This window comes from Shinella sp. M27 (assembly GCF_049199905.1).
In the GTDB taxonomy this organism is placed as follows: Bacteria; Pseudomonadota; Alphaproteobacteria; order Rhizobiales; family Rhizobiaceae; genus Shinella.
The window spans coordinates 61353-72200 of record NZ_JBLZPK010000023.1; the positions used below are offsets into that span (position 1 = coordinate 61353).

Genomic DNA, 10848 nt, shown 5'->3' on the forward strand with positions numbered 1-10848 from the left:
TTTCGCCGGTTTCCTTTAGGTTTGGATAACGACTCTAGGTGTAGCGTCAGCTGTTCCGGGAAGAGCGGCGGCAGGCTGTGGGCTTCCTTGCGTTTGGGCTTTGCAGGGAACCATGTCGAGTAATCTGTCCCATCTTGGCAATGATGACGCGGATGCGACCGCGCGTCTGATGTCCGCCAGCCAGCGCCTCATCACGGAGGCGGCACGGCTTTTCCCGCTCGCCGCCGCGCAGAACGAGCGCACGCTGTGGCTGGAAGCCATGATCGACGAGGTGCCGGACTACCTCTATTTCAAGGACCGCAACAGCCGCTTCGTCGTGGCCAACCGCGCCATCGTCAAGGACAACAGGCGCGAAGGGCTGGAAACCCTGGATGGCCTGTCGGATTTCGACATCCACCCCGAGCATGTCGCGCGCGGCTTCTTCGAGACCGAGCAGGAGATCATCCGCACCGGCCGGCCGATGCTCGACATGGAAGAGCTGATCCGCGATTCGAGCGGTACGCTGAAATGGCTGCTCACCTCGAAGCTGCCGGTGCGCGATGCCAAAGGGGAGGTGATCGGCATTGTTGGCATCGCCCGCGACATCACCGAGCGCAAGCGCTCAGAAAGCCTGCATGTCGGCCAGGCGCATCTTCTGAAGATGATCGCAATCGGCGCGCCGCTGGTCGATGTCTTCTCCTCGCTCATCCTGTTGATCGAGGCGCACGTCTCCGATGTCACCGGCTCGATCCTGATGCTGGCGCAGGATGGCAAGCACATCACCCACGGCGCGGCGCCAAACCTCGACCCGGCCTATTGCAAACTGATCGACGGGCTCGAGATCGGCCCGGTGGTCGGTTCCTGCGGCACTGCCATGTGGCGCGGCGAACCGGTCAATGTCTCCGATATCGAGACCGATCCGCTTTGGGAGAATTTCAAGGCGTTCGTCGCGCCCTACGGCTTCCGCGCCTGCTGGTCCGCACCCATCCGCTCGTATCAGGGCAAGGTGCTCGGCACTTTCGCGCTCTATTCCCGCACCCCGGGCGAGCCGACGGCCGAATGCATGAAGCTGGTTGGCATGGCGACGCACATTGCCGGCATCGCCATAGAACGCAAGGAGGCCGAAGACAGCATCCAGTTCATGGCCCATCACGACACGCTGACGGGCCTGCCGAACCGCAGCATGCTCGACGAGCGCGTGGCCTCAGCCATCGAGGCGGCGGACGATCGCGGCGGCACGATGACGCTCGCCTTCATCGACCTCGACAATTTCAAGCTGGTCAATGACAGCCTCGGCCACCATGCCGGCGACGAACTCCTGAAGATCGTCGCCACCCGCATGCTGCGCTGCGTGCGCGCAAGCGACAGCATCATTCGCCTCGGTGGCGACGAATTCGTCATCCTCATCAACGGCGCCATGCGCCGTGGCGAAAGCGTCGACGACCGGCTGCGCGCCGTGCGCGAGGCGATTGCCGAGCCCGTCGTCATCGAAGGCCGCTCCTTCCAGGTCACATGCTCGATGGGCGTTGCCGCCTATCCAGAGCATGGCCGCAACGTTACCGAGCTGCTCGCCCGCGCGGACGTCGCCATGTATCGTGCCAAGGAAATCGGCCGCGACGCCATGCAGGTCTTCACCGCCGAGCTTGCCAACCGGGCGCATGAAAAGCTGGAGCGGCAGGAAGAGCTGCGCCGCGCGCTGGCGCAGGGCGAACTCTTTCTGCAATACCAGCCGCAGATGGACCTTGCGACCGGCCGCATCTTCGCCGTCGAGGCGCTGATCCGCTGGCGCCATCCCGAGCGTGGCCTCATCGGCCCCGGCGATTTCATTCCGCTCGCCGAAGAGACGGGCCTGATCGGCCCGATCGGCGACTGGACGCTGCGCGCCGCCTGCCGGCAGAACAAGGCCTGGCAGGTCTCCGGCCTGCCGCCCATCGTCGTCAGCGTCAACGTTTCGGCCCGCCAGTTCCAGGAAAAGGACTGGGTGGAGCGCGTGGCTGCCGCGTTGGAAGAGAGCGGGCTTGAGGCGCGCTATCTCGAGCTGGAGCTGACCGAAAGCCTGATCATGCAGGACGTGCAGCAGGCGGTGGAGACCATGCACCGGTTGGAAAAACTCGGCGTGCATCTTGCCATCGACGATTTCGGTACGGGCTATTCCAGCCTTGCTTCGCTGAAAAGCTTCCCCGTCGGCCGCCTGAAGATCGACCGCTCCTTCGTGAAGGACCTGCCGGAGGACGGCGACGACGCGGCCATCGCCCGCGCCGTCATTTCGCTCGCCCACACGCTGCAACTGCGCGTCATCGCCGAGGGCGTGGAAACCCGCGAGCAGATGGAATTCCTGCGCGAGGCGGGCTGCGATGAGATCCAGGGCTATTATCTCAGCCGTCCGATCGATGCGCGCGGTCTTCAGGCGATTCTCTGCATTCCCAGCCTCTGACGTTCAGAGCCGTTTCAGCAGGCGGCTCTTGACATTGTTACGTTGATATCAACAGTAAGAACTATGTCCGATGATGCGCTGATTCCCTACGAGACGACGCTTTTCGTGCGTGACCATTGCCTGTGCCTGCATGCGCAACGTGCGGCCCGCGCGCTGGCCCGCCGTTTCGACGATGCGCTGCGGCCGCTGGCGCTGACCAACGGCCAGTTCTCCTTGCTGATGGCGCTGAACCGCCCCGAGCCGCCGCCGATGGGACCGGTCGCCGCCGTGCTCGCCATGGACCGCACGACGCTGACCGCCGCGCTGAAGCCGCTCGAACGCCGCGGTCTCGTGCGCGTCGAGGCCGATCCGCGCGACCGCCGCGGCCGCCTGCTGCGCCTGACAGAGGAGGGCCGCCTACTGCTGACCCAGGCTTTCCCGATCTGGAAGGAAACCCATGAGAAGATCGACCGCCAGCTCTCGTCCGTCGATATGGCCGTGCTCAGGGCCGGCATGATGGCGATTGCCTAGACTGCGTGGTAGACGGTTTGGGAGGTTGAAACATGGCGATCAAGCGGATGGACAATGTCGGAATCGTCGTCGAGGACCTCGACGCGACGGTCGATTTCTTTCGCGACCTCGGCCTGGAGCTCGAAGGCCGGGCCATGATCGAGGGGGAGTGGGCCGGGCGGGTCACGGCACTGGGCGACCAGCATGTCGAGATCGCCATGATGCGCACGCCCGACGGCCACAGCCGGCTCGAGCTCTCCCGTTTTCTGCGGCCGGCCGTCATCGCCGATCACCGCAACGCCCCGGTCAATGCGCTCGGCTATCTGCGCGTCATGTTCGCCGTGGACGATCTCGACCAGACGCTGGAGCGGCTTCGCCCGCGCGGCGCGGCCCTTGTCGGCGAGGTCGTCGATTATGAAGGCGTCTATCGGCTCTGCTATATCCGCGGCCCGGAAGGGCTTCTCATCGGGCTCGCGCAGGAACTGCGCTGAGGCGGCAACGCAAACGCCGCCACCCCTCTGGCAGAGCGCCGCAAAGCCACTATCTTCCTCATCATGAAGCCCGATCAGCTCCTCAAGCCGGCGCCCGCCGGCCTTTATTGCCCTGCCGGCGATTTCTACATCGATCCCGTCCGCCCCGTGGCGCGGGCGCTGATCACCCATGGCCATTCCGACCATGCCCGCGCCGGTCATGGCGCTGTGCTGGCGACGCGCGAAACGCTCGACATCATGGCGATCCGCTATGGCGAGGATTTCTGCGGCACCATGCAGGCGGCGGGATTTGGCGAGCGCATCGATCTTTCCGGCGTCACGGTTTCGTTCCATCCCGCCGGCCATGTGCTGGGCTCCGCCCAGATCGCGGTGGAGAAGGACGGCCTGCGCATCGTCGCCTCGGGTGATTACAAGCGCGGCGCCGATCCGACCTGCGCGGCCTACGAACCGGTGCCCTGCGATGTCTTCATCACCGAGGCGACCTTCGGCCTGCCGGTCTTCCACCATCCGGATCCCAAGGCCGAGATGGGCAAGCTGCTCACGTCGCTCCGGCAATTTCCCGAGCGCAGCCACCTGGTCGGCGCCTATTCGCTCGGCAAGTCGCAGCGCGTGCTGCGGCTGCTGCGCGATTGCGGCTATGACGCGCCGGTCTATATCCACGGCTCGCTCGCCCGCCTCTGCGACTACTATGTCAGCCGCGGCATCGATCTCGGCGACCTGCGCCCCGCCACCACCGAGAAGAGCAGCCCTGCCGACTTCAGGGGCGCCGTCGTCGTTGGTCCGCCCTCGGCCTTCGCCGATCGCTGGGCGCGCCGTTTCAACGAACCCCTCATCGCCTTCGCCTCCGGCTGGATGATGGTGCGCCAGCGCGCCAAGCAGGGCGGCGTCGAGCTGCCGCTTGTTATCTCCGACCATTGCGACTGGCCGGAGCTGACCGAAACCATCCGCGAACTCGCGCCAAGCGAAGTCTGGGTGACCCACGGCCGCGAGGAAGCCCTCGTGCGCTGGTGCGAACTGTCAGGCGTGCCGGCCAAGCCGCTGCATCTGGTGGGCTATGAGGATGAGGGGGATTGATGCGCGCGACGATGCACCGTCCGATATCAGGAGAAAAACATCAGGAGCCTGATATGCAGCATGCCGATGGTGCAGCCCACGAAGGCGCCCACGGGAGCAATGGTGATTGCGCCGAGGATGCCCGCAATGTCGTAGCCGCCCCAAAGGCCGAGAAAGAGACCCACCGTGCTGAGAATGGTGGTGATGGCATTGTGTATTTTTCCTATGAGGTGGCACGTGGGGAGCTGCGCTCGACATCGCAAGAGGCAGCGTCGCCATGAGAGCCTTCGCCACCCTGCTCGACCGCCTCGTCCTCACCCCCTCGCGCAATGGCAAACTGAAGCTGCTTGCCGACTATTTTCGCGACACGCCCGATCCGGACCGCGGCTACGGACTTGCCGCTATTGCCGGTACCTTGGACCTGAAGAGCGTCAAGCCCGCGTTGTTGCGCGAGCTGGTGCTGGAGCGCATGGACGAGGTGCTGTTCCGCTATTCCTATGACTATGTCGGTGATCTCGCCGAAACCATTGCGCTCGTCTGGGATCAGGAGCGCAAGGAGCGCGTGCCGGATGAGGCGCAGCCGCGGCTTGGCGCCGTCGTTGCCCGCATGAATGCGCTCGGCCGAACGGAGGTGCGCGGCGCGGTGCGCGATCTGCTCGACCGGCTCGATCCCTCCGCCCGTTTCGCCTTCCTGAAGCTCGCGACAGGCGGCTTGCGCATCGGCGTGTCGGCCCGGCTCGCCAAGCAGGCGTTGGCCGAATTCTCCGGCATGGATGTCACGGACATCGAGACCCTGTGGCACGGCCTGCAACCGCCCTATGAATCGCTCTTCGCCTGGCTTGAGGGCACTGCGGACCGGCCGGTTCTGGCGACGCCTGCCATCTTCCATTCCGTCATGCTCGCAAATCCGGTGGGCGAGGGCGATCTCGACAATCTCGACCCCGCCGATTTCGCCGCCGAATGGAAATGGGACGGCATTCGCGTGCAGATGTCATCGTCCGGTGAAACGCGGCGGCTCTATTCCCGCTCCGGCGACGACATTTCCGCCGCCTTTCCGGATGTGCTCGACGCCATGAATTTCGAGGGCGTGGTGGATGGCGAGCTTCTGGTCGGCGGCACGGCGCGCACCAATAGCCCGACCCGCACCTTCTCCGATCTCCAGCAGCGGCTGAACCGTAAGACGGTCAATACAAAAATGCTGGAGGATTTCCCGGCCTTCGTGCGGGCCTATGACGTGCTCTTCGAAGGGGAGGTGGATGTGCGCCCTGCTGCCTTCACCGAGCGCCGCGAGCGCTTGGCCCACCTCATCGAAAAGGCCCCGCACGACCGCTTCGACCTCTCGCCGCTCGTGCCCTTCGAAAGCTGGGAAGCGCTCGAAAAAATCCGCCGCGACCCGCCCGATCCGGTCATCGAGGGCGTGATGATCAAGCGGCTCGACAGCGCCTACCAGGCCGGCCGTATGAAGGGGCCGTGGTTCAAGTGGAAGCGCGATCCGTTCAATGTCGATGCCGTGATGATGTATGCCCAGCGTGGCCACGGCAAACGGTCGAGCTACTATTCCGATTTCACCTTCGGTGTGTGGACCGAGGGGCCGGACGGCGACGTGCTGGTGCCCGTCGGCAAGGCCTATTTCGGCTTCACCGATGCCGAGCTCGAAGTGCTCGACCGCTTCGTGCGCAACAACACGACGGACCGCTTCGGCCCCGTCCGCGCGGTTCGGGCCGAGCCAGCCTTCGGCTTCGTGCTGGAAGTCGCCTTCGAGGGTATTAACCGTTCCACCCGCCACAAATCCGGCATCGCCATGCGCTTCCCCCGCATCGCGCGCCTGCGGCAGGACAAACTGCCCGCCGATGCCGACCGGCTGGAAACGCTGATGGCGATGGTGGAGGCGAAGGAGGGGTAATGCGGTTCTTGCTTGTCGGTCGCCTATAGGCTACCGTCGATCCATGATCATCAAGGAAGCCCCTGCATTCACGAAATGGCTTGGCGCTCTTGGAGATGCAAACGCACATGCAAGGATCATCCGCCGGGTGGAGCGTTTAAGGCAGGGCAATCCCGGACAGGTGAATGACGTCGGACGCGGCGTTTCCGAGATGAAAATCGATTACGGGCCGGGCTATCGCGTCTATTTCGTTCAGCGCGGCCCGGTCTTGATCCTGTTGCTTTGCGGCGGCGATAAATCGACCCAACGCCGCGATATCAAGCGGGCAATCGAGATCGCCGCACAATGGAGTGAATGACCATGGTCAAAAAGAAAATCGCCGATCTTCCGACCTTCGATGCGGCCGCGCATCTCGATACGCGGGAGCGGCAGGCCGCCTATATTGCGGCCGTGCTTGAAGACGGCGACATCGCGGAAATCCGCGATGCGATCGGAACCGTTGCACGCGCACGCGGCATGGCCGATATCGCGGCCGCCGCAAATCTCAACCCGAAAAGCATCTACCGTGCGCTCGGCAGCAGCGGAAACCCCGAATTCGCCACCGTCTTCAAGGTCCTCTCGGCCATGGGATACACCTTGACGATCAAGCAGCAGGATGCCGCATAGACGGGTCAAAGCCCCAGCGGTGAAAGATCCGGGCCGAGCGGCACGATGCGATTGGGGTTGAGCGACTTGATCGAATAATAGCCGTGCTTGATGTGGTCGATATTGACCGTCTCGCGCACGCCCGGAAGATCCAGCACCCGCTTTGTGTAGGCCGAGAGCGCCGTGTAATCGGCGAGGCGCTGGCGGTTGCATTTGAAGAGGCCGAAATAGGCCGCGTCGAAGCGGATGAGCGTGACGAAGAGGCGGATGTCGGCTTCGGTGAAGGTGGTGCCCGTCAGGAAGGGGCGACCGTCGGAAAGGCGGCTTTCCAGTTCGTCGAGCATGGCGAAGACGCCCTGATAGGCTTCCTCGTAGGCGACCTGCGTGGTGGCGAAGCCGGTGCGATAGACGCCGTTGTTGAGGGCGGGATAGATGCGCTCGTTGAGGGCATCGATTTCGGCACGAAGCGCTTCCGGGTAGAGATCGACGCTTTCATCCGCCAGAGCGCCGAAACCGTTGTTCAGCATGCGCACGATATCGGCCGACTCGTTGTTGACGATGGTCTTCCTTTCCTTGTCCCACAGTACGGGCACGGTGGCGCGGCCGGTGAAGGTCGGCGCGGCCCGCGTGTAGAGTTCGTGCATATAGGTCGCGCCGTTCAGGTCGTCGCGATTGGAGCCGGGGAAGGTGCCGAACTGCCAGCCCTGATCGGACAAAGCGGGCTCGACGACGGAGACGGAGATCGCATCGTCCAGCTTCTTAAGCTTGCGGGTGATCAGCGTGCGCGAGGCCCAGGGGCAGATGAGTGCGACATAGAGATGGTAGCGGCCTTTTTCGGCAGCAAAGCCGCCTTCGCCGGTCGGGCCGGCGCTGCCATCAGGCGTCACCCAGTTGCGGAAGCTCGAGACCTGGCGCACGAAACCGCCCTTGGCGTCCGTCGCCTGCACCGGCTGCCAGTCTTCCGTCCACTTGCCGTTGACGAGCATCGCATCACCTCATGTCGTTGATTGTGGCCCAGACGTACCGCCCGCGCGGGAAAACGGCAATTCGCGCGGCGATTGACACAGCGTTCACAAAGCCGCGCCGGCCGCCCCGCCGGCGTGGGCATGCTGCCACAGTCGCGGAGAAACGCCATGCGCAAGCCTCGGGCCAGCCGCAATTGCCACAATTAGGGCAGGGTTATGGACCTAGTTCGCGCTTGTTAGCTAGTGATTCAGCCTCCTCGTTCATCCTGCCTTTCCGTCAAACGGATATTGACCCCTTCCATGACCGATACCGCGCTTTCCCGCCGCCGCTTTCTCCAGTTCTCCGGCCTCGCCATGGCGACCGGCCTGGCGGGCTGCACCTCGTCGATGAACACGGACCGTTTCCGCGAGGAGACGCGCCCCTATTTCCGCAATCCCGCGCTGGAGGGCCGGCCCGAGATCATCGCTGACGGGCGCGGCCCCATCAGCATCTACGGCCAGACGCCGCCCTCGGGCCTGCTGCCCGAATCGTCAGCCTATGCTGCCATGTACGGCCCGGTGAACGATGGCGGATTCCAGGTGCCGGCGATCCCCTACCAGCAGATCGACGCGCGCTTCTACCGTCACGAGGTCGATAGCCCGTTTGCCGAGCAGCCGGGCACGATCATCGTCGATACCGGCAACCGCTTCCTCTATCTCATCCTGCCGAACGGCCGCGCCATGCGCTACGGTGTGGGCATCGGCCGGCAGGGTTTTGCCTGGTCGGGCCGCGGCGTCATCCAGTGGAAGCAGGCCTGGCCGAAATGGACGCCGCCGGACGAGATGGTCAAGCGCCAGCCGGAACTGACGAAATATTCCGGCGCCAATGGCGGCATGCCCGGCGGTCTCAACAATCCGCTCGGCGCGCGCGCCCTCTATATCTTCCAGAACGGCCAGGACACGCTCTACCGCCTGCACGGCTCGCCGGAATGGAAGTCCATTGGCAAGGCCGTGTCGTCGGGTTGCGTGCGCATGCTCAATCAGGACGTCATGGATCTCTACGACCGCGTTAAAGGCAAGGCGCCGATCCTCGTCATCTGATCTCCTGTCGAAAGAGACAAAAGGCCCGGATATCGGGCCTTTTCGGATTTTTGGCGTTTGAAAACACCGTTTATGCAGCTTTTGGGCGAGTGTGACGCAGTCTGTTCAATCATTAATGAGTGATTTCTAATTTTAATTAATACTTAAATAAAATCCGCCACGCTCAGGGCATCCAAAAGTCCCGAACGGCAAGGCATTCCCATGCAGATATCGACCAAACTCGGTGCGGTGACCCTCTTCCTGACGCTGTTGCTCGCCGGCGCCATTCTTTCGACCTATCTCGTTCTCAACACCATGTCGGCCAAGATGGGCACCATCGTCGTCGACAGGCTGGTCCCCGCCGCAAGCCTCAAGAAGGTCGGCGATCTCTATGCAGTTAACATCGTGGACACCGCGCACAAGGTGCGCAGCGGTGCGCTCTCCTGGGAGGAGGGGCACCGGCTGAACACCGAGGCCGTCGCCGAGATCCAGAAGATCTGGGACGCCTATACCGCGACCTACCTCACCGACGAGGAGCGCGGCCTTGCCAGGCAGATGACCGACGAAATGCAGAAGCAGGCCGGCAGCATCAACGATCTGCTGGCCATCATGCAGAAGAAGGATCAGGCGGCGCTCGATGCCTATGTAACGACCCGGCTTTATCCGACGATCGATCCGATCGGCACCTATATCGCAGCGCTGATCGACCTTCAGATTCGTGTCGGCCAGGAAGAGTATGCCGCCGCGGAGACGCATGAACATGATTACCGGCTGCTTCTCGCCCTGTTCGGGGCTGTCGCCGTTGCGGTTGCCGGCCTGTCCTTCTGGATCATCGTCGCCGGTGTCTCGCGTCCGCTGCGCACCATCACCAAGGTGATGCAGACGCTGGCGCAGGGTGTGACGGATTTCGAAGTGCCGTTCCGCAGCCGCAAGGACGAGATCGGCCAGATCTCGGGCGCGGTTGAAGTCTTCCGCCAATCGGAAATCGCCAAGGTCCGCTTGCAGGCGGAGGCGGAAGCATCGCGCGTTCAGGCCGAGAAGGACCGCGTGCGCCTTCAGGAAGAAGCCGAGGCGGCCGCGCAGAAGCGCCTGCAGCAGGCGACATCCGGCCTTGCCACCGGTCTGCGCCGTCTTGCCGGCGGCGATCTCTGCTTCCAGCTCAACGAGCCCTTCGCGCCCGATTTCGAGCAGCTGCGCAGCGACCTCAATTCCGCCGTGGGCGAACTCGGCGAAACGCTGCGCGCCGTCTCGCAGGCCGTTGATGAAATGGACACCGGCACCCGCGAAATCAGCACGGGCGCCGATTCGCTCTCCAAACGCACGGAACAACAGGCCGCTTCGCTGGAGGAGACCGCTGCGGCGCTTGACGAGATCACCGCCAACGTCACCAATTCGACGCGCCGCGCCGAGGAGGCGCGCGCCGTTGCCGCCGAGGCGAATGGCAATGCGGCCCGCTCGGGCAACGTCGTCGCCAATGCCGTCAACGCCATGCAGCGCATCGAGCAGTCGTCGAGCCAGATTTCCTCGATCATCGGTGTGATCGACGAGATTGCCTTCCAGACGAACCTTCTGGCACTCAATGCCGGCGTCGAGGCGGCGCGGGCAGGCGAGGCGGGCAAGGGCTTCGCGGTGGTTGCGCAGGAGGTGCGTGAGCTTGCCCAGCGTTCCGCGCAGGCCGCCCGCGAGATCAAGGACCTTATCCGCAACTCCGAAGCCGAGGTGAAGAACGGTGTCAAGCTGGTCAGCGAGACCGGCGAGGCCTTGCAGGCGATCGGCGGCAATGTCGCGACGATCAACCAGCACATGGAGGCGATTGCCGTCTCCGCCCGCGAACAGTCCGTCGGCCTTTCG

At 63.8% G+C, this 10848-nt stretch carries 11 protein-coding genes; 10 read left to right on the forward strand and 1 reads right to left on the reverse strand.

Going from position 1 to position 10848, the window contains the following annotated elements; all coding sequences use genetic code 11:
• Window positions 1–112: 112 nt before the first annotated feature.
• The 8 genes from ACOZK4_RS08795 to ACOZK4_RS08830 all read left to right on the forward strand — a co-directional run bounded on the left by ACOZK4_RS08795 (window position 113) and on the right by ACOZK4_RS08830 (window position 6994).
• Window positions 113–2413, forward strand: a complete 2301-nt coding sequence (locus ACOZK4_RS08795; RefSeq protein WP_421591556.1) for an EAL domain-containing protein — start codon at window positions 113–115, stop codon at window positions 2411–2413.
• A gap of 63 nt (window positions 2414–2476) precedes the next feature.
• Window positions 2477–2923, forward strand: a complete 447-nt coding sequence (locus tag ACOZK4_RS08800; protein ID WP_421591557.1) for a MarR family winged helix-turn-helix transcriptional regulator — start codon at window positions 2477–2479, stop codon at window positions 2921–2923.
• A gap of 32 nt (window positions 2924–2955) precedes the next feature.
• Complete coding sequence (locus tag ACOZK4_RS08805) at window positions 2956–3393, forward strand: VOC family protein (RefSeq protein ID WP_421591558.1); 438 nt, start codon at window positions 2956–2958, stop codon at window positions 3391–3393.
• A 63-nt stretch (window positions 3394–3456) separates the two neighbouring features.
• The gene (locus ACOZK4_RS08810) at window positions 3457–4467 is read left to right on the forward strand and encodes a ligase-associated DNA damage response exonuclease (protein WP_421591559.1); all 1011 of its coding nucleotides are present in this window, start codon (window positions 3457–3459) and stop codon (window positions 4465–4467) included.
• On the forward strand, window positions 4467–4727 hold the full coding sequence (locus ACOZK4_RS08815; protein ID WP_421591560.1) for a hypothetical protein: 261 nt from the start codon (window positions 4467–4469) through the stop codon (window positions 4725–4727). Before ACOZK4_RS08810 ends, ACOZK4_RS08815 begins: the two co-directional genes overlap by 1 nt.
• Window positions 4724–6349 (forward strand): cisplatin damage response ATP-dependent DNA ligase, encoded by a 1626-nt coding sequence (locus ACOZK4_RS08820; RefSeq protein ID WP_421591561.1) that lies wholly within the window; start codon window positions 4724–4726, stop codon window positions 6347–6349. The genes ACOZK4_RS08815 and ACOZK4_RS08820 overlap by 4 nt, the downstream gene beginning before the upstream one ends.
• Window positions 6350–6392: 43 nt before the next feature.
• A complete protein-coding gene (locus ACOZK4_RS08825; RefSeq protein ID WP_421591562.1) occupies window positions 6393–6686 on the forward strand; it encodes a type II toxin-antitoxin system RelE/ParE family toxin in 294 nt (97 codons plus the stop codon).
• Window positions 6687–6688: 2 nt separating this feature from the next.
• Window positions 6689–6994, forward strand: coding sequence for an addiction module antidote protein (locus ACOZK4_RS08830; RefSeq protein WP_421591563.1), 306 nt, complete (start codon window positions 6689–6691; stop codon window positions 6992–6994).
• A 5-nt stretch (window positions 6995–6999) separates the two neighbouring features.
• Here ACOZK4_RS08830 and ACOZK4_RS08835 read toward each other — a convergent pair whose 3' ends face one another.
• Window positions 7000–7959, reverse strand: coding sequence for a glutathione S-transferase family protein (locus ACOZK4_RS08835; protein WP_421591564.1), 960 nt, complete (start codon window positions 7957–7959; stop codon window positions 7000–7002).
• Between the two features lie 279 nt (window positions 7960–8238).
• Here ACOZK4_RS08835 and ACOZK4_RS08840 point away from each other — a divergent pair, with 279 nt between their 5' ends.
• Window positions 8239–9018: a L,D-transpeptidase gene (locus ACOZK4_RS08840; protein WP_421591565.1), complete on the forward strand. Its 780-nt coding sequence runs from the start codon at window positions 8239–8241 to the stop codon at window positions 9016–9018.
• Between the two features lie 201 nt (window positions 9019–9219).
• A partial coding sequence (locus ACOZK4_RS08845; protein WP_421591566.1) for a HAMP domain-containing methyl-accepting chemotaxis protein occupies window positions 9220–10848 on the forward strand: 1629 nt, incomplete at its 3' end.